At 52.6% G+C, this 23634-nt stretch carries 16 protein-coding genes, 1 tRNA gene and 3 pseudogenes; 5 read left to right on the forward strand and 15 right to left on the reverse strand.

Translation table 11 applies throughout. The annotated features are described in order from the left end of the window. Window positions 1-204 precede the first annotated feature (204 nt). From Dpoa2040_RS16840 to lptF, 9 genes and pseudogenes are all read right to left on the reverse strand, one after another. Window positions 205-1137 (reverse strand): COG2958 family protein, encoded by a 933-nt coding sequence (locus Dpoa2040_RS16840; protein WP_042868178.1) that lies wholly within the window; start codon window positions 1135-1137, stop codon window positions 205-207. A 231-nt stretch (window positions 1138-1368) separates the two neighbouring features. Further along, window positions 1369-2636: pseudogene (locus tag Dpoa2040_RS16845) on the reverse strand (tyrosine-type recombinase/integrase). Window positions 2637-2688: 52 nt separating this feature from the next. Next, the gene (locus Dpoa2040_RS16850) at window positions 2689-4023 is read right to left on the reverse strand and encodes a type II toxin-antitoxin system HipA family toxin (RefSeq protein WP_038915462.1); all 1335 of its coding nucleotides are present in this window, start codon (window positions 4021-4023) and stop codon (window positions 2689-2691) included. A gap of 4 nt (window positions 4024-4027) precedes the next feature. Next, entirely contained in the window at window positions 4028-4333 is a 306-nt protein-coding gene (locus tag Dpoa2040_RS16855; RefSeq protein ID WP_015848020.1) for a helix-turn-helix transcriptional regulator, read from the reverse strand. Between the two features lie 305 nt (window positions 4334-4638). Further along, window positions 4639-4770 (reverse strand): annotated as a pseudogene (locus tag Dpoa2040_RS18550) (CopG family transcriptional regulator); the annotation flags it as partial. A gap of 111 nt (window positions 4771-4881) precedes the next feature. Then, window positions 4882-6072: pseudogene (locus tag Dpoa2040_RS16860) on the reverse strand (tyrosine-type recombinase/integrase); the annotation flags it as partial. 219 nt (window positions 6073-6291) lie between these two features. Next, a tRNA-Leu gene (locus Dpoa2040_RS16865) sits at window positions 6292-6376 on the reverse strand. A 219-nt stretch (window positions 6377-6595) separates the two neighbouring features. Next, the gene (gene lptG, locus Dpoa2040_RS16870) at window positions 6596-7666 is read right to left on the reverse strand and encodes an LPS export ABC transporter permease LptG (RefSeq protein WP_168641994.1); all 1071 of its coding nucleotides are present in this window, start codon (window positions 7664-7666) and stop codon (window positions 6596-6598) included. 1 nt (window position 7667) lies between these two features. Beyond that, the gene (gene lptF, locus Dpoa2040_RS16875) at window positions 7668-8768 is read right to left on the reverse strand and encodes an LPS export ABC transporter permease LptF (protein ID WP_168641995.1); all 1101 of its coding nucleotides are present in this window, start codon (window positions 8766-8768) and stop codon (window positions 7668-7670) included. A gap of 282 nt (window positions 8769-9050) precedes the next feature. On the opposite strand from lptF, the gene pepA reads away from it, so the two are divergent. The 3 genes from pepA to Dpoa2040_RS16890 all read left to right on the forward strand — a co-directional run bounded on the left by pepA (window position 9051) and on the right by Dpoa2040_RS16890 (window position 13989). Further along, window positions 9051-10559, forward strand: a complete 1509-nt coding sequence (gene pepA / locus Dpoa2040_RS16880; RefSeq protein WP_042868149.1) for a leucyl aminopeptidase — start codon at window positions 9051-9053, stop codon at window positions 10557-10559. A gap of 111 nt (window positions 10560-10670) precedes the next feature. Continuing rightward, window positions 10671-11120, forward strand: a complete 450-nt coding sequence (locus Dpoa2040_RS16885) for a DNA polymerase III subunit chi (protein ID WP_042868147.1) — start codon at window positions 10671-10673, stop codon at window positions 11118-11120. Window positions 11121-11133: 13 nt separating this feature from the next. Beyond that, complete coding sequence (locus Dpoa2040_RS16890) at window positions 11134-13989, forward strand: valine--tRNA ligase (protein WP_042868144.1); 2856 nt, start codon at window positions 11134-11136, stop codon at window positions 13987-13989. Window positions 13990-14124: 135 nt separating this feature from the next. On the opposite strand, the gene Dpoa2040_RS16895 is transcribed toward Dpoa2040_RS16890, so the two are convergent. The 3 genes from Dpoa2040_RS16895 to Dpoa2040_RS16905 all read right to left on the reverse strand — a co-directional run bounded on the left by Dpoa2040_RS16895 (window position 14125) and on the right by Dpoa2040_RS16905 (window position 17711). Next, a complete protein-coding gene (locus Dpoa2040_RS16895; RefSeq protein WP_168641996.1) occupies window positions 14125-15744 on the reverse strand; it encodes a methyl-accepting chemotaxis protein in 1620 nt (539 codons plus the stop codon). Window positions 15745-15883: 139 nt separating this feature from the next. Continuing rightward, a complete protein-coding gene (locus Dpoa2040_RS16900; RefSeq protein WP_042868141.1) occupies window positions 15884-16951 on the reverse strand; it encodes an alpha/beta fold hydrolase in 1068 nt (355 codons plus the stop codon). Between the two features lie 277 nt (window positions 16952-17228). After that, window positions 17229-17711, reverse strand: a complete 483-nt coding sequence (locus tag Dpoa2040_RS16905) for a GNAT family N-acetyltransferase (RefSeq protein WP_168641997.1) — start codon at window positions 17709-17711, stop codon at window positions 17229-17231. Between the two features lie 329 nt (window positions 17712-18040). On the opposite strand from Dpoa2040_RS16905, the gene Dpoa2040_RS16910 reads away from it, so the two are divergent. Next, on the forward strand, window positions 18041-18544 hold the full coding sequence (locus Dpoa2040_RS16910) for a GNAT family N-acetyltransferase (protein WP_042868137.1): 504 nt from the start codon (window positions 18041-18043) through the stop codon (window positions 18542-18544). 74 nt (window positions 18545-18618) lie between these two features. Here Dpoa2040_RS16910 and rraB read toward each other — a convergent pair whose 3' ends face one another. Further along, window positions 18619-19047 (reverse strand): ribonuclease E inhibitor RraB, encoded by a 429-nt coding sequence (gene rraB, locus Dpoa2040_RS16915; RefSeq protein ID WP_042868135.1) that lies wholly within the window; start codon window positions 19045-19047, stop codon window positions 18619-18621. A gap of 162 nt (window positions 19048-19209) precedes the next feature. Here rraB and argF point away from each other — a divergent pair, with 162 nt between their 5' ends. Further along, the gene (gene argF, locus Dpoa2040_RS16920; RefSeq protein WP_168641998.1) at window positions 19210-20226 is read left to right on the forward strand and encodes an ornithine carbamoyltransferase; all 1017 of its coding nucleotides are present in this window, start codon (window positions 19210-19212) and stop codon (window positions 20224-20226) included. Window positions 20227-20347: 121 nt separating this feature from the next. Here argF and Dpoa2040_RS16925 read toward each other — a convergent pair whose 3' ends face one another. Next, entirely contained in the window at window positions 20348-21784 is a 1437-nt protein-coding gene (locus tag Dpoa2040_RS16925) for a 6-phospho-beta-glucosidase (RefSeq protein WP_168641999.1), read from the reverse strand. A 65-nt stretch (window positions 21785-21849) separates the two neighbouring features. Next, window positions 21850-23280, reverse strand: a complete 1431-nt coding sequence (locus Dpoa2040_RS16930; RefSeq protein WP_042868129.1) for a PTS transporter subunit EIIC — start codon at window positions 23278-23280, stop codon at window positions 21850-21852. Window positions 23281-23634 lie beyond the last annotated feature (354 nt).

The following is a 23634-nucleotide window of genomic DNA, read 5'->3' on the forward strand; positions in this document are numbered from 1 at the left end:
TACAATTTAGATAAGTTAACCTATCTACATGGATTTATTTATTATAATAAGGTGAGCACCTCTTTGCCCAACTTTATTATATTCACTACTCCATCGATTCGCAGACAAAGTTTTTAAATATCACTAACTCTGAATACCCCGCCGTTCATTAATCCATATTTTTTTAATCCACTCTAATATATTATTAAAAAACATTAGAGCGAATTATCTATTCCAGAGCGCTTTGTGTACTTTTCCTGTCTGGTGATAATCAGAAACCAGATCGATAAACTCTTTAAAATCTTTGTTCTCTACTACCAAACGGTTGACGGATTGCCAATCAATACTTGTTCGCTCTCGTGCAGGAATCAGAGTTTGGCTATTACCGGGATCTTGCGGATTAAGAAGGATCACACCAATACCATGCAATGCACACAACATCTGCAGTTCTCTTTCTACGCCACGCTGCTTATCTTCATTTATTTCGGTCGCGACGAGATAACCAAAATTGGCCCAGCTTGAATTGCTCACAGCCTGGAAGAAACATTCTCGAACATTGCTACGGTTAAGCTGACGTTTTACTTCAAAAGACCACAGACGGGTTAAACGCCCTTCGCTATACCGTACACAGTTTTGCACGACGCTATCCCAACCTTTATCGAGAGGCTGCAATGCAACAATATCAGGATAAAGCCAATGGTTTGCCCCAAGGCCTTTGTTGTTGCTTGAACGCTTTTCATCGATACGGCGGCAAAGTAATTCTTCTTCTTCAGAAAGGTATTCGATCAAAAGCGGGTAAAGGGAATGCTCAGAAAAGCTTACCGTCTCAGCAGATGGAGTGGGAGCGATATCAAAAGATGACTCTTGCTGCATACCATTATCAATTTCCTTACCCCAGTAAAATAGTCTAGGCCGAGGCTTGTCACGCGTCATAACATGGGGACACATTGCTTTTGCCTGAACGGTTCTGCTCCCACCGACTTCAGCTGCTATTTGACTCAAGAAATCTTCATCGCTGGCAAAACGAGGGTTTTGACGCTTGTCGGCAAGTTCTGCACCATAGTGATCAATGATCTTTTGGGCAAGCTGGCGAGCTGTGAATTGTTCATCAGGATTAGCCTGAAGAACATTAATAATCATCTGCGGGCGACTAGTCATGGCTCCTGCCTTTGATGTAACAGTAAGAACGCTTCTATCTAAATGAATGGCTAAATCTCAGATGCTGCTTTTCTGATGAGACAGTGTAAAACTACCTATCACTTGAACCAAGCTTACAATATGAGTTTTTGGCATTAAACAACAGATTTCATTACCAAAACGGACACTCCATCAGAAGCCATGTTATAGAAAAAACAAGGTATGTCAGACACATACCTTAAATACACCTAATCATCCCGTGCTTAATTTAGCAAAATCAAACGGACTCACTGCCTTCTCACGATTCGCATCAAGAAAATCAGCCCACCACTGCAGCATCAGTCTGCGCTCATCCAGATGCTCGGCCTTATGAATATAAGCCGCACGCACAGAGTTACGCTCCATATGGCTCATCTGGCGTTCTACTGCGTCACGCGACCATAAGCCCGACTCGATCAGCGAGCTACAGGCCATCGTCCTGAAGCCATGCCCACAAACCTCTACCTTGGTGTCATACCCCATCACCCGCAGCGCTTTGTTCACCGTGTTCTCACTCATCGGTTTACGCGGGTCGTGGTCGCCAATAAAGATAAGCTCATGGTCGCCGCTAAATTGCTGGATTGCTGGATTTGCTTCAACGTCGCCAGTGCCTGTCGGGAAAGCGGCACCAGGTGCGGAGTACGCATTTTTGAGCCACGGTGAGAGTGTTTTACGCCGTCGATAGGTTCACGTTCCGGGGGAATCGTCCATATGGCGGTATCAAAATCTATCTCTGACCAGCGTGCAAAGCGCAGTTCGCTGGAGCGGATAAAAATCAATAACGTCAACTCGACCGCCAGACGGGTTAATGGCCTGCCGGTGTAGTTATCGATACGTCGGAGCAGTTCGGGCGTGCGCTTAAGATCCAGTGCCGGGCGATGCTGCCGATTACTGGACGCCACCGCCCCTGCCATTTCCTGCGCCGGGTTGTAGTCGATTAATCCGCTTTGTACGGCGTAGCGCATTATCGCGGTTGTGCGTTGCTGAAGTCGTGACGCCACTTCTAGACGACCTGACTGTTCCACTACCTTGATGGGCGCTAGCAGGTCACGGGTTTTAAGCTCGGCGATGTTGCGTTTGCCTATTGCCGGGAAAAGGTTATCTTCCAGGCTTTTCAGCACACGATGGCTGTGCTCTTGCGACCATTTTTTATTGGTGGCGTGCCATTCCCGGGCTACAAACTCAAAGGTGAATACTGCTTTCGCCTGTTCCTCTTGTACTGCACGTTTTTGCTCACGAGGATCAATACCGGCAGCAACCAGCTTTCTGGCCGCTTCACGCTTTTGCCTGGCATCAGCCAGCGAAACGTCAGGATAGACACCGAACGCCATCAGGTGCTGTTTACCGCCAAAGCGAAAACGAAAGCGCCAGTATTTTGAACCGTTAGGATGAACCAGCAAAAACATGCCGTCACCATCAACCAGCGAATACTCTTTTTTCTCAGGTTTAGCAGAACGTACTTTGGTATCTGTCAGGGCCATCATGGTTACCCCTGCCTGAAAGGTGAATTGCTTCAAGACGTTCTTCAATATCCTATTTACGGTGCAATTCTTGTAACCGACCACACTGTTGTCGCATACCGTCAAAAACACATTCCGCAAGCTCTGGTGAGAATGACTCAGGCAGCAACGAAGATACACGTTCAATAACCTCAGGTGTCCTGAAGATAATATCATCCATCATGGCTTCAACCTGTCGTCTACCCAGACCAGTTAATTCACCATGATTGACCCAATGCCGCCGTTGAATTCTGTACAGATGGTAATAATTACTACTACCCCGAACAGCCATTGCCAGCTTGCACTTCTGCCAGGAAATCTGGTTATTACGCGGACCAATGACCGGCCATGCCGATAAAACATCATAAAGAGGCGTAAGGTGATAGCGACCTTGTGGCTCAATAGCGATACTGAAATTTTTGGCATGCCCATCAGTAGCCGCTATCAGCCAGAAAATAATTTGCGCCCTGAAAAACTGCGCTTTGTCCTGCTCTGCCTGCTCTGAATGACTCAGTATGGTCATAATATCGGAAATCCCCGGCCCACCATCAGACTGGTATTTTCGTAGCGGGGAAACACCCAGAGCCTGACACATATCCTCTTGTGGCAAGCGAATGATCCATTGCTGATCGCTTGACCATCTTCTGTCAAAACGCTCAACAACCAATACTTTCTGATCTTCAAACTGCGCAATCTGTGTTTTTGCAACAGGAATTCCATATTCCTTAAGGATCAAAGAACACAGCCATTCATTTTCAACCGACGTACTCATATCCGCTTGCATATTACCCACTAGCCCGAGTGGTAACTTGAAAATATGCGTCGTAGGGGTACTCCCTTCTGGCAAACACCATTGCCTTTCATGCCAGAGTAAAGCCGTTTTTTCCTGCGCACCGGCAATCGATAAACGTAAATCGTCAGTATCATCCTGCCGACCTGGCAACAATGCCGCTGTTGTATTACGCAATATAGCGGCAATCTCTGCGTCACAAAGCGGGCGATACTTTACGGAAAAGAGATCTGTAGGCTCCTCATTACCATTCAGCAACTGTATCGCACCAACACAGTCTCTCCCCAGCTCAGCCAACAGATCAAAAGGCTCAAGGCTATCAGCGTGGTAACGCGTCGCTAAACGCCTGCGTATACCTTCGCTGTCAGGCAATAAATTATCAAAATAGTCGCGTACCACATTGCCCCGCCAAATCTGATTACCGGGGGTGAAAAGCAAAGAAAGCGATAAAGGTCTTCCTTGTTCATCAGCGATCCATTCGGGAAGATATTGCAACCTATCTTCGCCTCGGCTCTTTTCCCAGAATCCCACTTGAATTCCATTCATCCATATTGCTAAACGCTGTTGTGTTCGAGGCATAGTGTCACCATTTTTCCCGTCTGGCGGGTGAGTCTATTGGCTTTTCTGGCTCTTCCATTGTTGAGGACGACATCGAGAAATGTACTCTTGGTCCAGAAGACAGCACCACCTCAACCCCCAGAACGGTGAGCACTTTAAACAAGCGCTCAATACTGGCACTTCCGGGGTTTGCTTCCAAACGGGCATAGGTTTGTTGTGTTACACCTAACCTTTCAGACACGTCTTTTTGCGTCAGTCCTTTAGCTTTGCGAAAGCCAATCAGCAATGGGCGCAACTGATTCAAGGTTTTCAACGGATAGACTGTATTCATAAGGCACTTACCCTTATTTTAGATACTTATACATACTATAGGCTGTTTTTACATAATACACCCTATAAGCTGTAAAAACAAAATACATCAAATAGGCTGTAAAATAACAAAACAGCTTATATGCTGTAAAAAGGTAAACTTATAATGGTGGAAAACGATCTAGTGGAAATGATACTTGGGTATTATGAGTAGCGGGAAAATCAGCCACATAAGAACAATGAGCACCAGCCCCTCCCCAAAAAGGGGCTGGTGCGGCGTTTAATGCATAGGCTTTCGATACAGGATACGCCCTGTATTTCTATCGATTATGCTTGCTTCAGTCTGGCAATAAATGCCTGCATATCAGCGTGATTTACAGCACGGCCTGCATCAACATCGGCAAGTCCCTGTAAGACCCTCTGATGACGCTGTTCTGCCTCAATCAAAGAAGTAAGCGCCACCGTGGGTTTTTTCGTTTTTTTTATCGCTAACTCTCTAATGAATCAAATATTCTTAAACTCATACGGCACAACATGCTCTTCCCGGTTGGCATCCAGATAATCCGCTCACCATTGCAGCATCAGCTTGCGCTCTTCAAGATGTTCGGCTTTGTGGATATACGCAGCACGGACGCCATTGCGCTCCTGATGGCTCATTTGCCGCTCTACGGCATCCCGCGACCACTGACCAGACTCAACTAACGCGCTACAGGCCATAGTACGGAAGCCGTGTCCGCATACTTCGGTGGTGGTGTCATAGCCCATTGTTCGCAATGCACTGTTGATGGTGTTTTCACTCATCGGTTTGGTTGGTCGGTGGTCGCCGGGGAAGATCAGTTCGTGAGCGCCACTGATGGCCTTAATCTCTTCCAACAGTGCTAAAGCCTGTCGGGATAACGGCACCAGATGTTCGGAGCGCATCTTTGCGCCACGCTGTGAGTGTTTCACTCCGGGAATAGCTTCACGTTCGGGCGGTATCGTCCACATCGCGCGTTTAAAGTCGATTTCCGGCCAACGGGCAAAGCGTAGCTCACTGGAACGGATAAAAACGCACAGGGTAAGTTTTAAGGCCAGCCGGGTTAACGCTCTCCCTTTGTAGCGTTCAATCCGTGCCAGAAAGTCAGGCAGTTTATCGAGCTTCAAGGCTGGCCGATGCGTCGCCTTTGGCGCGGCTATCGCCCCGGTGAGATCCTGCGCCGGGTTGCGCTCGATCAGGTCATTTTGTACCGCGTAACGCATGATGTCGGTAACGCGCTGGCGTAGCCGCGACGCCAAGTCAAGATGGCCGTTTTGCTCCACGGCTTTAAGCGGTTCAAGCAGGTCTTTGGTTTTCAGGTCGGCGATGTGGCGCTGGCCGATGGCAGGCAGAATATTACGCTCCATGTCACGCCATACCCGTCCGGCGTGCGTTTGTGACCATCGGTTTTGGCTGATGTTTCGGTGCCAGTCCTTTGCCACCTTTTCAAAGGTGTTCAGCGCATCCTGTGCCTGTTCTTTCTCTTCTTCCCGCTTTTCCGTTGGGTGGATACCTTCTGACAGCAGTAATCGCACCTCGTCGCGTTTCTCTCTGGCCTTCGCCAGCGAGATCAGCGGGTAGGCACCGAAAGCAATCCGGCTTTCCTTACCGTCGAAACGGTACTTGAGATACCAGCGCTTAGAACCGTTAGGGCTCACCAGAAGGTACAGGCCATGTGCATCCGCAAGCTTGTAGGCTTTCTCGCGGGGCTTAGCGGTACGAGCAACAACGTCAGTCAGGGCCATAATTGGGGGTCAACTCATAATCGAAGCGAATTGACCCTTATCTTGACCCCCAAATAATCTGGATGTCAACGGATGCAAAAAGACCGTTGTGGAAAAAACGCACAATCAACACAGACAATAAAATTAGATTAAATCTTTATTTAACAATGATATATGGAAGTCAGCGGACGATAACGGACACAAAAAAAGCCACCCGAAGGTGGCTTGATTTTTGAATTTTGGTGCCGAAGGCCGGACTCGAACCGGCACGTATTTCTACGGTTGATTTTGAATCAACTGCGTCTACCGATTTCGCCACTTCGGCACGAAGTAGTACTTTGCGGAAAACGAGGTGGATTATACCTTGGTGTCGGCTCGGCGCAACCCTAATACGTCAACTGACGTTGCAAGCGCTGAAAAAATCGCCGTTACTGCAGTTTCAACGTGTTAATACGTTGCTGTGATGACATTTTTACCGGGCAGGCAAGCGTAACGCAGATAAAAAACAGGCGAGCCGCAGCCCGCCTGTTTTGGAAAAGATGAATCAGCGACGTTTCATCAGCAGCATGATGCTGATAAACAGGAACAACGCGCTTGGCAACAGAGCACCCAACACCGGCGGCATGTGATACACCAGACTGAGCGGCCCAAAAATCTGATCCAGTACGTAAAAAAGAAAACCAAAGCTGATGCCGATGACAATCCGCATCCCCGCAGGCACGCTACGCAGTGGGCCAAAAATGAACGACAACGCCATTAGCATCATTACGGCCACAGACAGCGGCGCAAATAGCTTACTCCACATGTGCAACTGATAACGGCTCGCTTCCTGACCGCTCTGGTGCAAATAGTTGATATAATCGAATAAACCACGGATCGATAACGTATCCGGATCCAGCGTCACTACGCCAAGCTTGTCTGGCGTCAGGTTAGTTTTCCACTCCCCGCTCACCGTCTGGCTGCCGCTAATTTGCTTGCTGTCGCGCAGGTCAGATTCTTCTACCTGAGACAGTTTCCAGGCACCATTCTCATACACTGCTGACGACGCATAGCGTATCGACAGCAGTTTGCTCTGTTTGTCGAAGTGGTAGATATTAATCCCAGCCAGTTCATTGTCCCCGACCACCCGCTGAATGTAGACAAAATCATTACCGTCTTTGGCCCATAATCCGCCCTGGGTTGATAACATCGAGCCGCCGTACATCATCTGTGAACGGTAATTGCGGGCCATCTGTTCCCCTGCGGGCGCGACCCATTCGCCGATCGCCATGGTCAACAATACTAGCGGAATAGCGGTTTTCATCACGGCGGACGCAATCTGCAAACGGGTAAAGCCGGAAGCCTGCATCACCACCAGTTCACTACGGGTAGCCAATGTGCCAAGCCCAAGCAACGCTCCCAGCAACGCCGCCATCGGGAAGAAAATCTCAATGTCTTTCGGCACGCTGAGCAAAGTGAACACCCCGGCACCCATCACCGAGTAACCGCCTTGTCCAACCTTGCGTAGCTGATCGACAAACTTAATGATGCCGGAGAGCGACACCAGCATGAACAACGTCATCATGATGGTGTTGAAAATGGTTTTACCGATATAGCGGTCCAGTACGCGAAACATATCAGGCCGCTCCTTTTACTTTCAGGTTGGCGCGCATTTTACGCGCCGGCACGCTATCCCACAGATTCAGGATGGCGGCAAGCGCAAGATAGGCAAAATTGGTTAACCACATCCATACCAGCGGGTCAAGCTTACCTTTGCCGGCGTTGGAGCGCAGCGAACTCTGCAACAGGAAGAACACCAGATACAACAGCATGGCAGGCAACATACTTAGCACACGCCCCTGACGCGGGTTAACCACACTCAGCGGCACTACCATCATCGCCATCACCAACACAGACAGAATCAGCGTCAACCGCCAGTGAAACTCAGCTCTGGCAGCAATATCCGACGAACGCCACAGTGTTTTCATATCCATCTGATCAACGTTGTTCGGATCGAGCGCAACCGGCTGGTAACCAATAATTGCCTGATAATCGATAAAATCAGTGATGCGGAAATCGCGCAGCATCGCCGTCCCTTCATAGCGCGTGCCTTTGTTCAGCGTCACCACCTGAGAGCCGTCGCTGCGTGCTGCAACCGTACCGCTCTCGGCCACCACCACCGATGGGCGTGAGTTCTCGCGCGGGTGCAATTGCGCCAGAAACACCCGTTCAAAATCACTGCCGTTCGCCTTGCCGACAAACAGCACCGAGTTACCGTCCTGCGTTTGCTGGAACTGGCCTTCCGCCAGCGACGCTATGCCGGGGTTGGCGCGTGCTTCCGCCAGCACTTCGTCCTGATGCCGCGACGACCAGGGGCTAAGCCACAACACATTGGCGGTGGCGAGTGAAGCAGTCAGCAGCGACAACAGCAATGCAGCCTTTAGCAATACCCCTCTACTCAAACCGCAGGCGTGCATCACGGTGATTTCACTTTCGGCGTAAAGGCGCCCAAAGGTCATCAGCAAGCCAAGAAACAGACTCAGCGGCAGAATCAACTGCGCCATCTGAGGCACTCCCAGCCCCAACAGGGACAACACCAGGTTCGTCGGGATATCGCCGTCCACGGCAGCCCCCAGTATCCTCACCAGTTTCTGAGAGAAAAAAATCAGCAACAGGATAAACAAGATGGCCACCTGGCTCTTGAAGGTTTCCCGTATCAGGTATCGAATGATAATCACGCTTAATTACGCCTGTGAAAACTTGTATTTTTGCAGGAAAGCCGATAGTTTTTTCGCTAACTCGCCATTTACACTCATTTATGGCAACCTTCGTAGCTAACGCGTTATTAAAGCATCCCTGTTTGTGGGATGTTTATCAGAACCTGCTGAGAATCCTCGCACAGATTCGCTACGTCGTTTAGATTAACACAGGTTATGTTAACGCAACGGCGGGTAAATATTACGGAATGTCTCATTCTAGCCGTAGATCCTACCGTTGTCTTTAAAGATTCAGGAGAGTACATGGAGTTCAGCGTAAAAAGCGGTAGCCCGGAAAAACAACGCAGTGCCTGCATTGTCGTCGGCGTATTTGAACCGCGTCGGCTGTCCCCTATCGCAGAACAACTCGATAAAATCAGCGACGGTTACATCAGCGCGCTACTTCGCCGTGGCGAACTGGAGGGCAAAGTCGGGCAATCCCTGCTTTTGCACCATGTACCCAATATCCTTTCCGAGCGCATTTTGCTGATTGGCTGCGGTAAAGAACGCGAGCTTGATGAGCGCCAGTACAAGCAGGTTGTCCAGAAAACCATCAACGCGCTCAATGAAACCGGCTCGATGGAAGCGGTCTGCTTTCTGACCGAATTGCATGTAAAAGGCCGCAACACCTACTGGAAAGTGCGTCAGGCGGTCGAAACCGCCAAAGAAACGCTGTATACCTTTGATCAGTTAAAGACTAACAAGGTCGAGCTGCGTCGCCCATTGCGTAAAATGGTGTTCAACGTGCCGACCCGCCGCGAACTGACGTCTGGCGAGCGCGCCATCCAGCACGGCCTGGCGATTGCATCCGGCATCAAAGCGGCCAAAGATCTGAGCAACATGCCGCCTAATATCTGCAACGCCGCCTATCTGGCCTCGCAGGCGCGCCAGCTGGCTGACGGCTACAGCCAGATAACTACCCGCGTCATCGGCGAACAGCAGATGAAAGAGCTGGGCATGAACGCCTATCTGGCGGTAGGGCAAGGCTCGCAGAATGAATCACTGATGTCGGTGATCGAATACAAAGGCAATACGGATAACAACAGCAAGCCGATTGTGCTGGTCGGCAAAGGGCTGACCTTTGACGCAGGCGGCATCTCCATCAAACCTGCCGACAGCATGGACGAAATGAAGTACGACATGTGCGGCGCCGCCGCGGTGTATGGCGTGATGCGCATGGCAGCCGAGCTGGCGTTGCCGCTCAACATCATCGGCGTGCTGGCGGGCTGCGAAAACATGGTGGATGGCCGTTCCTATCGCCCCGGAGACATTCTGACCACCATGTCCGGTCAAACGGTGGAAGTGCTGAATACCGACGCCGAAGGCCGTCTGGTGCTGTGCGACACCCTCACCTACGTTGAACGCTTCGAACCGGACGTGGTCATTGACGTCGCCACGCTGACCGGTGCCTGCGTTATCGCGCTAGGCCATCACCTGACCGGGTTGATGTCGAACCATAACCCGCTGGCGCACGAACTGCTGGGTGCCTCGGAACAAGCGGGAGACCGCGCCTGGCGTCTGCCGCTGGGCGATGAATATCAGGAACAACTGGACTCCAACTTCGCCGATATGGCCAACATCGGCGGTCGTCCGGGCGGGGCCATTACCGCGGCGTGCTTCCTGTCGCGCTTTACCCGCAAGTACAGTTGGGCGCATCTGGATATCGCCGGCACCGCCTGGCGTTCCGGCAAGGCGAAAGGCGCGACCGGTCGCCCGGTGGCGTTGCTGTCGCAGTTCCTGCTAAACCGCGCCGGGTTGAATGACGCCGAATAATCATCGGCAATCGCCGCCAGCCGGCGGCGTATTCATCCCCTTCCGGCCTGATCCCCGCGCTTGCGGGGATTTGTTATTCTGTCTGTGACCCTCATTGGTATGCGGAGCGCCATGAAAAACGCGACCTTTTATCTCATAGAGAGCGACCGCACCAGCGGCGAACTGAATGCCTGTGAAGCGCTGGCCTGCGACCTGGCAGCAGCGCGCTGGCGTGCTGGTCAGCGTGTGCTGATCGCCTGCGAGAACGAGCAACAGGCATTAAAGCTGGACGAAGCGCTGTGGCAACGCGAACCGCACGCATTCGTGCCGCACAATCTGGCGGGAGAAGGACCACGGCAAGGCGCGCCAGTGGAGCTGGCATGGCCGCAGAAACGCGGCAATGCACCGCGCGACCTGTTGATAAGCTTAATGCCGCAGTTCGCAGATTTTGCCACCGCTTTCCATGAAGTGATAGACTTCGTCCCTTACGACGAATCTCTGAAACAGTTGGCGCGCGACCGCTACAAAGCCTATCGCAGCGTCGGCTTCCAATTGACCACGGCGACGCCGCCAACTCACTGACTTTTTGAGCATAATGGAAAAGACATACAACCCACACGATATTGAGCAGCCGCTGTACGAGCACTGGGAAAAACAGGGCTACTTCAAGCCCAACGGCGACACCAGCAAAGAAAGCTTCAGCATCATGATCCCGCCGCCCAACGTGACCGGCAGCCTGCACATGGGCCATGCTTTCCAGCAAACCATTATGGACACTATGATCCGCTACCAGCGGATGCAGGGTAAAAACACCCTGTGGCAGGCGGGGACCGACCACGCCGGTATCGCCACCCAAATGGTTGTAGAGCGCAAGATCGCTGCCGAAGAGGGTAAAACCCGCCACGATTATGGTCGTGACGCGTTTATCGATAAAATCTGGCAGTGGAAGGCGGAATCCGGCGGTACCATTACCCGCCAAATGCGCCGACTGGGTAACTCGGTAGACTGGGAGCGCGAGCGTTTTACCATGGACGACGGCTTGTCCAACGCGGTGAAAGAAGTGTTCGTACGCTTGTATCAGGAAGACCTGATCTACCGTGGCAAACGCCTGGTGAACTGGGACCCGAAACTGCGTACCGCGATTTCCGATCTGGAAGTGGAAAACCGTGATGTCAAAGGCTCGATGTGGCATCTGCGCTACCCGCTGGCGGACGGCGCGAAAACCGCCGACGGCAAAGATTATCTGGTGGTGGCGACGACCCGTCCGGAAACCGTGCTGGGCGATACCGGCGTGGCGGTGAACCCGGAAGATCCGCGCTATAAAGATCTGATCGGTAAATACCTGATCCTGCCGCTGGTTGGCCGCCGCATTCCGATTGTCGGCGACGAACACGCCGATATGGAAAAAGGCACCGGCTGCGTGAAAATCACCCCGGCGCACGACTTCAACGACTACGAAGTCGGCAAACGTCACCAGTTGCCGATGATCAACATCCTGACGTTCGATGGCGATATCCGCCAGGAAGCGGAAGTCTTCAACACTAATGGTGAAGCCAGCACCGTCTACAGTAATGACATTCCCGACACGTTCCGCGGGCTGGAGCGTTTTGCTGCCCGTAAAGCGGTGGTCGCAGCGTTTGACGAGCTGGGCCTGCTGGAAGAAATTAAGGCGCACGACCTGACCGTACCGTACGGCGACCGCGGCGGCGTGGTTATTGAGCCGATGCTGACCGACCAGTGGTACGTACGTGCCGCAATACTGGCCAAACCGGCGGTAGAAGCGGTGGAAGACGGTCGCATTCAGTTCGTGCCGAAGCAATACGAAAACATGTACTTCAGTTGGATGCGCGACATTCAGGACTGGTGTATCTCCCGCCAGCTGTGGTGGGGCCATCGCATCCCGGCGTGGTATGACGATAACGGCAAGGTGTATGTTGGCCGCGATGAAGCCGAAGTGCGCCGCGACAACAATCTGGCCGCGGATGTAGCACTGCGCCAGGATGACGACGTGCTCGACACCTGGTTCTCATCCGCCTTGTGGACATTCTCCACACTCGGCTGGCCGGAACAAACCCCGGACCTGAAAGCGTTCCATCCCAGCAGTGTGATGGTCAGTGGCTTTGACATCATTTTCTTCTGGATCGCCCGCATGATCATGATGACCATGCACTTCATCAAAGATGAAGACGGCAAGCCGCAGGTGCCATTCCATACCGTGTACATGACTGGCCTGATCCGCGATGAAGAAGGCCAGAAGATGTCCAAATCCAAGGGCAACGTGATTGACCCGCTGGATATGGTGGACGGTATTTCACTGGAAGCGCTGCTGGAAAAACGCACCGGCAACATGATGCAGCCGCAACTGGCGGAGAAAATTCGCAAACGTACCGAAAAACAGTTCCCGAATGGTATCGAACCTCACGGCACCGACGCGTTGCGCTTTACGCTGGCGGCGCTGGCTTCCACGGGCCGCGACATCAACTGGGACATGAAACGTCTGGAAGGTTACCGCAACTTCTGCAACAAGCTGTGGAACGCCAGCCGCTTCGTGCTGATGAATACCGAAGGTCAAGACTGTGGCTTCAACGACAACGAAAAAGTGCTGTCACTGGCAGACCGCTGGATTCTGGCGGAATTCAACCGCACGGTGAAAGCCTACCGCGAGGCACTGGACAGCTATCGTTTCGATCTGGCCGCCAACGTGCTGTACGAGTTCACCTGGAACCAGTTCTGCGACTGGTATCTGGAGCTGACCAAGCCGGTAATGAACGGCGGCAGCGACGCTGAACTGCGCGGTACGCGTCATACGCTGGTCACCGTACTGGAAGCGCTGTTGCGTCTGGCGCACCCGATCATCCCGTTCATTACCGAAACCATCTGGCAACGGGTAAAAGTACTGAAAGGCGTGAACGCCGATACGATTATGCTGCAACCGTTCCCGGCCTTTGACGCCGCGCTGGAAGACGAGCAGGCGTTCAACGATCTGGAGTGGATCAAACAGGCGATCATCGCGGTACGTAACATTCGTGCTGAAATGAACATCGCGCCCAGCAAGCCGCTGGCGCTGTTGCTGCGCGAGGCTTCCGCCGATGCCGCTCGCCGCGTTCAGGACAACCTCGGCTTTATTCAGACGCTGGCGCGTCTGGAGAGCATCACGCTGTTGCCGGCTGGCGACAAAGGCCCGGTATCGGTCACCAAACTGGTGGACGGTGCCGAACTGCTGATCCCGATGGCAGGTCTTATCGACAAAGTGGCTGAGCTGGATCGTCTGGCAAAAGAAGTGGCGAAGCTTGAACTGGAAATTGGCCGTATTGACAGCAAGCTGTCCAACGAAGGCTTTGTCGCACGTGCGCCGGAAGCGGTGGTCGCCAAAGAACGCGAAAAACGCGACGGTTACGCCCTTGCCAAAGCCAAACTGCTGGAACAGCAAGCCACCATCGCCGCGCTGTAATCAGTCCACGGGCTGAAGCCGAGACACACGGCATTAGCCTGATTGATTACTGGCTGACCCAATAACAACACGCCCCGCTTATTATCGCGGGGCGTGTTTATTTGATGTGATTTTGACGGTCATCTCCGACGCGAGTTACCGAGCACCCACCAGTGCCACCTGCGGCTGCGCCCTGAATCCGTCAGTCAGCATCGGTTGTGCTTCGTTATCAAGGCGGAAGCTGGCAATCGACTGCTGCAAATGTGTTACCTGCGCCTGTAACGAACTGGCGGCGGTCGCCACCTCTGCCACCAGGCTGGCGTTCTGCTGGGTTACGCCGTCCATCTGAGTGATCGCGATATTGATCTGCGAAATCCCCCGACTTTGTTCGCCGGAAGACAGCATGATCTCGCCCATGATATCCACCACTTTGCGAACATCCGACAGGATCTCATCCATGGTCTTGCCAGCCACTTCCACCAGCCCAGCGCCTTTTTCAATACGGCTCAGCGAGTTATCGATCATGGTGCCGATCTCTTTAGCAGCCGTCGCACTACGCTGCGCCAGCGTACGCACTTCGGACGCGACTACCGCAAACCCTTTGCCCTGCTCGCCTGCCCGCGCCGCTTCCACCGCCGCGTTTAGCGCCAGCAGGTTGGTCTGAAAGGCAATGCCGTCGATTACACCGACGATGTCGGAAATACGGGCTGAACTCTGCTGGATAGAACGCATGGTATCCACCACTTCCGTCACCACATCACCACCGCGGGATGCAGAATCCGACGCTTTCTGCGCCAGATCGTTGGCTTTGCGGGTGTTGTCTTCATTGTTGCTTACCGTGGACAGAATCTGCTCCATACTGGAGGCGGTTTCATCCAGCGACGCCGCCTGCTGCTCAGTACGGCTGGATAAATCAATGTTGCCGGACGCAATTTCCTCAACGCCGACGCTGATAGCGTCGGTACCATTGCGCACCACCCGTACCATATTTTCCAGCCCGTCGCGCATATGCTGCACCGCACCAAACAACTGGGCGATTTCATTATTACCACGAATATCGATTTTGGCGCGCAGATCACCTTCAGCAATCTGACCAAACACGGCAATCGCCTGATTAAGCGGTTTCACTACCAGATTGGTCAGAATCGACCAGGCAAGCGTCGCCAATACCAGCGCACACACAATCACCACCGACAAAATGACCTGCATACGGCTAACGCGTGTATTCGAGTCACTGTAAGCCTCATCAATACTCTGACGTTTGTACTGCACCAGCTTTTTCGCCGCGTTGTCAAAATCGGCGTACAGCGTGGTGGATTTCCCGGCACGTTGGCGGTAGTCATCCAGATTACCGGCTTCCAGTGCAGTAAACGCCGGGGTGATGAACTCACGCATCAGGGTGTCGCGTTTGGCCGCCATGTCGGAAGAAATCGCTTTTTCCTGTTCGAATTGTGGATAAGTCAGGTATTCCTGCCACTTCTTGTCGGCATCATCAATCTTGCCTCTGGCGCGTTTAAGCGCCACGGTAGCGGCATCCTTATCCTCTTTTCCCATCAGGGATTCATACAGACGTAAATCCAGGCGCGCGCGCAATAATAATTCCGAGCTTTCATTCAGCGCCACCAACCCCGGCAGCACAGTGTTATCCACATACGCGAACGACTTATTACCCGACTGAACAGCCACCAGCCCCAGAACACCGACAATTAATGACAGCAAAGCCAAAGAAAACACCATAATACTGAGTGTCGTGCGGATCTTTATCTTACGAAACATAATGCTCCCTGTGGTTTAGTAATGAAAAGTCATGAGCTTCAACTCACACGTAAACCGCAACAAAAATGAAAAGGAAATATCATGAAAGGGAAAGGCCGACTTTATTATTTCATCGTCGGCCCGACACGGTTAATATCGATTATTTAGTATGGGCTGGAACCGCAGCCAAAAAATCACCCAATTTATTTTTGTAAAATTTCGCCGACATCATCGTGGCATGACCGCTGGTTTCTTTACTTGCCGGAATCAAAAACAGCTCAGCGTGCTTCACCTTTTTCAATTCACTTTCCAGTATTCCTGTTTCAATCGGATTACGCTCATCATCAGCGGAATTAATCACCAGTAACGGTGCCTTAATACGGCCTAATTCCGGCGAGGCGTTATAATCCGCAGAGGAATTCCAGATATAAATAAAGTCGTTGGCATCGGCAGTGACCGGAGCCGCCAGACGTTCATCCACCAGCTTGTCCGCCAGCGCGCGAGTCGGCGCTTTACTCTGATAGGCAAGAGTACCGCCGGTGGTGGCGATGCTGAACATGATGTTGGCCGTCTGCAACGACGGCGGCTGGGTGGTATAATCACCGTTTTTCCACGCCGGATCGCGCTTGATAGTCTCAATCAGCATTCGACGCAACATCCAGTTGCGACCCGACAGCTCGTTCGGCTGCGATGCCATCGGCACCAACGCATCCATCATGTCCGGGTATTTTTCACCCCACATCCAGGTCTGCATTCCCCCCATCGAATATCCCATTACCAGACGCAGATGCTTAATACCGAGACCTTCAGTCAACAAACGGTATTGCGCCAGCACCATGTCATCGTAATTATATTGCGGGAATGTCGTACGCAGGCCGTCAGACGGTTTGGCGGATTTTCCGGAACCAATGCTTTCAGGAATAATGATGAAATAGTTGCTGGCATCCAACGGCTGTCCGGGGCCAAATAACTCGCCGCCAAAACCCGCCGCCAATAAGGCGCTGATCGGTTGGTTAGTCCCGTGCAGTAATAACACGGCAGGCTTTTTACTGTCGCCCAACGTGTAATAATGAATACGAAGATTATTGACGGTTTCTCCGGTATGGAATCGAAATTCAGGTGCGACCCAATTCCCTTCTTGCGGTTGTAATGTTTGTGCAGTCGAAAACGGGGATACACCAAACAGAAAAACCAAGCCAGCCAGTCCAGACAACAAGCGATTAACCATAACACAACTCTTCCGTAATCATTGGCAGGAATCCTGATGTTAATGTTTTCTGTAAAATATCCCAATAACGTTCGCCGGCTAACCATTGAAAAAGTAATTATATGCCACTAATTTTAGTTAGTGCGGTATATAATTCACACCTAAACAATAACAATGAAATAATCCATGCCATAATTCTGCTCAGATATCCGACGTTAACTCAAAAAAGCACCCGTCGTTGCTCTTCGGTTGTCGATATTGTCGCCTGCATACAGCGATAACAACACACACCCCATCATCACAACGACAAGTGCAGGAACTGGTTGAATTCACTGGCCTTATACTCAGCAAACGCCTCGCCATTCACAAAACCGTGTTTACGGTACAACGCCAGTGCCGGTTTAAACGCCGAGCCGCAGCCCGTTTCCAGACTCAGGCGCGACAAACCACGTCGGCGAGCTTCATCTACAATATGTACCAGCAAATGAGCTGCAACCCCCTGACGTAAACACTGCGGATGAGTACGCATTGATTTCAGTTCACCACTGCCATCCGGCAACATTTTCAGCGCGCCGATACCGGCTATCTGCTCACCGCGCCAGACGCTCCAGCACGTCATTTCCGGTGCCTGCAAGCCGGATAAATCCAACGCGAATACCTGCTCAGGCGGTGAATTATCATGCATACCCGCCAGATGCAGGGCAACCAGCGCCCTGGTTGCCTCACCGGTCAGGTCATCAATGCGGATGGCCAATGGTTCCCGCAGGGATATGTTTGTCATTATCATCAGCTCCATTAGCAAAAAATTTCAGGGAGTACAGATAGCCATCAGATAGCGTACCGGACCCGGACCGGAATAATGACGTCGGCAGCTGGTGCCGATTTGACGTTTTTCGTTGCGGAATCAGCGGTATTGTCGTTCAATTACCGCCTCGCTAATCCATCCGTGAGCTTTTCGTTACACCCCGTTATCAATAACAGGGTGTTGAGCCAGTCTGCCGGTACGTATAATCGGCGGTACATATGATCAACCGTTCGTATCATCAGAACACGTCAGCCGGTTGCCGATGTGCTCGATCTGACTGAATTCTGCTGACAAAAGTGAGCAACATGACAACATCAGCGTCTACACCACTGCTGACCCGCCCGATTACGGCTGCCGATAATGCGGCGATTGCCAGCGTTATCCGCCGGGTTTCCGCTGAATTCGGCCTGACCGCCGACAAAGGGTATACCGTGTCCGACCCGGATCTGGACCAGTTGTTCGAACTCTACTGTCGCCCCGCCAGCGCCTACTGGGTGGTGGAGTGTAATGGTGAAGTGGTAGGCGGCGGCGGTCTGGCACCGCTGTCCGGCGGCGAACCGGATGTCTGCGAATTACAGAAAATGTATTTTCTGCCGCTGGCGCGTGGACAGGGCATCGCCCGGCAACTGGCGGAGCAGGCGCTGGCATTTGGCCGTGAACAAGGGTTCCGCCGCTGCTATCTGGAAACCACTGCGCACCTAACCAGTGCTATCCACCTGTATGAAAAGCTTGGCTTCCAACCTATCCCACATGCCATGGGCGATACCGGCCATGTAGATTGTGAAATCAGAATGCTAAAAACGCTGTAAGCGTGCGGGCACTTCACTGCGCCATGCAGAAAACACATCGCCCGGCGATTGCCGGGCGGTATGTCAACAAGGAATCAATGGCGCTTACCGTCATCATCCTCATCATAAAAGTCTTCATCTTCCCCGAACTCGTCTTCATCCTCACCGTTCGGGTCTTCAAAATAGGTGCCCCAGCCGTCATAGTTGACGCCATGACGTTCAGCCAGATCAAGCAGCTGTTCTACCTGCTGATCGATAAGCTCAGCGTTCAGCGCGACTTCACTGATAGCATCGCAGCACATCAGCACCGCGCCGTCTTCCATCTCCATCTCTTCAGCGTCCGTCACTTCGTAACCCAACTTGAACGCTTCTACCGCCACTTTCTCCAGTTCTTCAAACTTCTCGGCTGAGAAATGGTGTTCGATGGTATAGAGCGCATCGGGATCGCTGCCGTCCTCCAGCAGTTCTTCGATGATCAGGCGGGTCTCTTCACGTTGTTCTTCCAGCAGTTCGCGGTTTGCCATGTCTCAATCCTCATCAAAGCGGCAAAGATAGGGGCATTTTCCCACAGCATCGCCTCTCTCTCCACCATAAAGTTTGAACCCGGCACTTGAATTTGAATATTTACACATATAAAGTGAATTTTAATTCAACCTTCAGCGTTGAGTCACATGGAGAAGACAACGATGAACCCGTTTTACAAACGCCATTTTTTACGGCTGATGGATTTCACCCCAGCTGAAATCAGCAGCCTTCTGTCCCTCGCCGCCACCCTCAAAACCAATAAGAAAAACGGTACCGAGACCCGCCACCTGCAAGGTAAAAACATCGCACTCATCTTCGAAAAAGATTCGACCCGCACTCGTTGCTCTTTCGAAGTTGCTGCGTACGATCAGGGCGCTCAGGTCACCTATCTTGGTCCCAGCGGCAGCCAAATCGGCCATAAAGAATCGATGAAAGACACGGCCAGAGTGCTGGGCCGCCTATATGACGGCATCCAGTACCGCGGTTATGGTCAGGTGCTGGTGGAAACGCTGGCGGAATTTTCCGGCGTGCCGGTATGGAACGGTCTGACTAACGAATTCCACCCCACCCAGTTGCTGGCGGACCTGCTGACCATGCAGGAACACCTGCCGGGTAAACCGCTATCAGGCATGAAACTGGCCTACGTGGGCGACACCCGCAATAACATGGGCAACAGTATGCTGGAAGCCGCCGCCATCGTCGGGCTGGACCTGAGGTTGATCGCGCCCAAAGCCTGCTGGCCGGATGCTGGTCTGGTTGCGGAGTGTCAGGCGGCAGCAGTCAAAACCGGCGGTTCAATTACGCTGACAGAAGACGTGGCGACCGGGGTAAATGGCGTGGACTTTATCTATACCGATGTGTGGGTTTCAATGGGAGAACCGAAAGAGGTGTGGCAACAGCGCATCGATCTGCTGCGCCCCTATCAGGTCAACGCAGCGATGATCGCCGCTACCGGCAACCCACAGGTGAAATTCCTGCACTGCCTGCCGGCATTTCACGACGATCAAACCACCCTCGGCAAACAGATGGCCGAGCAGTACGGCCTGCACAACGGCATGGAAGTCACCAACGATGTGTTTGAATCCGCCCACAGCATTGTGTTTGATCAGGCGGAAAACCGTATGCACACTATCAAAGCGGTTATAGTGGCGACCTTGAGCCAGAGCGTCGAACTATAAACAGCCAGGATTATGAGCGACATCAGAAACGAGCTGCTCAGCAGTGGGCCGAATACGAATAGCCGAATAACCAGAGTTATCGGCCCACACGCTTATCCTCAAACAGTTTACAGTAACCGGTTTACAGCTCCTCGCCGTTTGAGGCAATCACCCGCTGATACCAGTGGAAGGATTTTTTCGGCGTGCGCACCAGCGTTCCGGTGCCATCGTCGTGTTTATCGACATGGATGAAACCGTAGCGCTTAGCCATCTCTCCGGTAGTGAACGACACCAGATCAATACAGCCCCACGGCGTATAACCGATTAAATCGACACCATCTTCCCATACCGCCGCCTTCATCGCTTCAATATGCGAGCGCAGGTAATCAATACGGTAGTCATCCTGACACACGCCGTTTGCATCCGGCTTATCGACGGCGCCCAATCCGTTTTCCACGATAAACAACGGCACTTCATAGCGTTCATACAACGTCACCAGCGCATAGCGCAGCCCGGTCGGGTCTATCTGCCAGCCCCAGTCGCTGGCTTTCAGATGCGGATTGGCAATCGAATGTTCGGAACTGCCGTCCATACTGGCGTCGATACGGTTCTGCACATCGTGCTTCACGACATTCGACATGTAGTAGCTAAAACCGATGTAGTCCGCCTTGCCTTCCCGAAGAATCTGCTCGTCTTCCGGCTCCATATGAATGTGGTAACCCTTGAGCGCCCACTCGCGCCGCGCATAGGCTGGATAGTGGCCGCGAACCTGCATATCAGTGAAGTAGAAACGGTCATGCATCGCTCGTGTTGCCAGCATCACGTCTTCCGGGTGGCAGGAATGCGGGTAGTACGGCACAAACGAGCACATGCAGCCCACGTTGATATCCGGATTGATCTCATGCGCTTTTTTCACGATCAACGCGCTGGCGACGAACTGATGATGCACCGCCTGATACATCGCTTCTTCCGGCTTCGCCTTCTGCGGGAACTTCACGCCGGAACACATCCAGCCGAAAATCTCCGCCGACACGTTCTTCTGGTTATTGATCTCGTTGAAAGTCATCCAGTATTTCACTTTGTGCTGATAGCGCTCAATCACCGTAGTGGCGAAATGCACGAAGCAGTCCAGCGTTTTGCGGCTCATCCAACCGTCGTAGTGCTGCACCAGATGCAACGGCATCTCGAAATGGCTGAGGGTCAGCACCGGTTCGATACCGTTCCTGAGCAATTCGTCGATCAGGTCATCATAAAATTTCAGCCCTGCCTCGCACGGCTGCGTTTCATCGCCATTGGGAAAAATGCGCGTCCAGGCGATGCTGGTGCGAAAACATTTGAAACCCATTTCCGCAAACAACGCGATATCGCTCTTATAACGGTGATAAAAGTCGATGGCTTCATGGTTCGGATACGACTCGCCGGGAACAACGCCATCGGTGATGCGCCGCAGTTTGCCGTGCGCACCGGCGGTCAGCACATCCACCACGCTCACACCTTTGCCGCCTTCATTCCAGCCGCCTTCCAACTGATGCGCCGCTACTGCGCCGCCCCATAAAAACCCTGCAGGTAACTGACTCATATTTTCCACCTCTCTTTCAGTACCGTCACACACTGACGGCAAAACATGCAATATTGACAGTTATATCAAACCGATGCGTTTGTTCGGGTCGCCGCCGGCGCATCCGCCGCGGACGCGGTGGCCGTTTCTTCCACTGGATCATCAAAGCCCACCACCATCACCAGCCCGACAGTCAACACGATAGCCACGCCGCAACCAGCCAGCTCACCAATAAACGACATTGGCGCAGACGGATTGATGGCGTTGATCACCGTCAGTACGCCCGGCAATGCAGCGTAGGCGTAATACAGCGAGCCGAACAGGCTGGCGACAACTGCGCCTACCGCGCCGCCGATGCAGCCGCAGATAAAAGGTTTCTTGTAGCGCAGCGTCACCCCGTAAATAGCCGGTTCAGTGATACCGAAAATCGCCGTGACCCCTGCGGACATCGAACGGGCTTTCAGTTCCCGATTGCGGGTTTTCAAAAAGCAGCCGAACGCCGCCGCCATTTGGGCAACCACGGCAACGGTCTGGAACGCCTGAAACGAGTCATGACCATTCAGATCAAAGTTAGCCATCACCACCGGCGTAATGCCCCAGTGCACGCCAAAGATCACGATGATCTGCCACACGCCGCCAATGATGGCTGCCGCCAGCGCCGGAAAGGCGTTAAACAACGCGTTGTAGCCAGCGGCGATCCCGGTGGCTACCCAGGTACTGGCCGGGCCTATCAACAGCAATGTCAGCGGCACCACAATCACAAAGCAGATCAACGGGGTAAACAGCGCGCTGACGATATCCGGCAAGCGCTTTTCCACCCAACGTTCCACCCATGCCAGCACCCATACCAGAAACAGCGGCGGCAACACCGACGCGGTATACACCGTTTTTGCCAGCGGCAGCCCCAGGAGGGTGATTGACTCGCCGGCGGCGATTTTCCCCGCCATTAAGGTCCATTCCGGGTTGATCAACGCGCAGCAACACAGCATCGCAATATAGGTGTTGCAGCGAAAATGGCGGGAAGCCGTCAGGGCGATAAACACCGGCAGAAAAGCAAACGGCGTCCAGGACATGAAATTGAGCACACGGTAGGTGCCGGTCAGCGCAAAACCGGTAGAGAGCTGCTGAATAACGATCAGTATGCCTTGCAGTATCCCTGCCGCGGCCAGAATATATACAATCGGCGCGAACACCGCCGACATGGTAGCGATTACCGTATCCAGCACACGTCGGCGGGGGGCTTCATCACGCTTTGCGCCCTCACCAAGTAACGCCGCCATCTGGTGGTACACATCCGATACATGTACGCCGATGACGACCTGAAACTGACCCGCGCTTTCCACTACCGCAATCACACCAGGCAGATGCTGAATTCGCGCTTTTGCGTTATCAGGCGTTTGCGCCAGTATCAAACGTAGTCGGGTCGCGCAACGGGAAAAATCGACAATATTCGCCTGACCGCCCACTTCCTGCAGAATGCTCTGCGCTAATTTCGCATAATCTCTGATCCCTGACATGACGCCACCTTATATGTTGGTATTCGGTAACCACGTTGTCGTTCGGCCACATTTGTCGTTCGACTAAAAATGAAACCGGTTTCAGACTGCATGAAAGCCGTGATTACTGCAACCGGTTTCATTACACCTCACGCTGGTTTTACGGGCGGGATCACATCCTATATAACGCGAATAGCAAGGGAGACAACAGGAAAAACGAAGGAGGTCAAAACTCCGCAGAAGGCTGTCGGCAAACCGGCATGGAATACGAGGCGATTATAGGCATATGCCGCATCCATGCGGCGCATCGGCAAAGTTGTTTGCCTCAGCTCGGCATTTTAAGCCGTAGTCCCTTTCAACTTGCACACAAGTGGT

Origin of the sequence: Dickeya sp. CFBP 2040 (assembly GCF_012273755.1) — a bacterium.
In the GTDB taxonomy this organism is placed as follows: Bacteria; Pseudomonadota; Gammaproteobacteria; order Enterobacterales; family Enterobacteriaceae; genus Dickeya; species Dickeya poaceiphila.

Coding starts and splice junctions, on each gene's coding strand:
- Dpoa2040_RS16840 (WP_042868178.1), bottom strand. CDS start 1,137: ATGACTAGTCGCCCGCAGATGATTATTAATGTTCTTCAGGCTAATCCT.
- Dpoa2040_RS16850 (WP_038915462.1), bottom strand. CDS start 4,023: ATGCCTCGAACACAACAGCGTTTAGCAATATGGATGAATGGAATTCAA.
- Dpoa2040_RS16855 (WP_015848020.1), bottom strand. CDS start 4,333: ATGAATACAGTCTATCCGTTGAAAACCTTGAATCAGTTGCGCCCATTG.
- lptG (WP_168641994.1), bottom strand. CDS start 7,666: ATGTTTCGCGTACTGGACCGCTATATCGGTAAAACCATTTTCAACACC.
- pepA (WP_042868149.1), top strand. CDS start 9,051: ATGGAGTTCAGCGTAAAAAGCGGTAGCCCGGAAAAACAACGCAGTGCC.
- Dpoa2040_RS16885 (WP_042868147.1), top strand. CDS start 10,671: ATGAAAAACGCGACCTTTTATCTCATAGAGAGCGACCGCACCAGCGGC.
- Dpoa2040_RS16890 (WP_042868144.1), top strand. CDS start 11,134: ATGGAAAAGACATACAACCCACACGATATTGAGCAGCCGCTGTACGAG.
- Dpoa2040_RS16895 (WP_168641996.1), bottom strand. CDS start 15,744: ATGTTTCGTAAGATAAAGATCCGCACGACACTCAGTATTATGGTGTTT.
- Dpoa2040_RS16900 (WP_042868141.1), bottom strand. CDS start 16,951: ATGGTTAATCGCTTGTTGTCTGGACTGGCTGGCTTGGTTTTTCTGTTT.
- Dpoa2040_RS16905 (WP_168641997.1), bottom strand. CDS start 17,711: ATGACAAACATATCCCTGCGGGAACCATTGGCCATCCGCATTGATGAC.
- Dpoa2040_RS16910 (WP_042868137.1), top strand. CDS start 18,041: ATGACAACATCAGCGTCTACACCACTGCTGACCCGCCCGATTACGGCT.
- rraB (WP_042868135.1), bottom strand. CDS start 19,047: ATGGCAAACCGCGAACTGCTGGAAGAACAACGTGAAGAGACCCGCCTG.
- argF (WP_168641998.1), top strand. CDS start 19,210: ATGAACCCGTTTTACAAACGCCATTTTTTACGGCTGATGGATTTCACC.
- Dpoa2040_RS16925 (WP_168641999.1), bottom strand. CDS start 21,784: ATGAGTCAGTTACCTGCAGGGTTTTTATGGGGCGGCGCAGTAGCGGCG.
- Dpoa2040_RS16930 (WP_042868129.1), bottom strand. CDS start 23,280: ATGTCAGGGATCAGAGATTATGCGAAATTAGCGCAGAGCATTCTGCAG.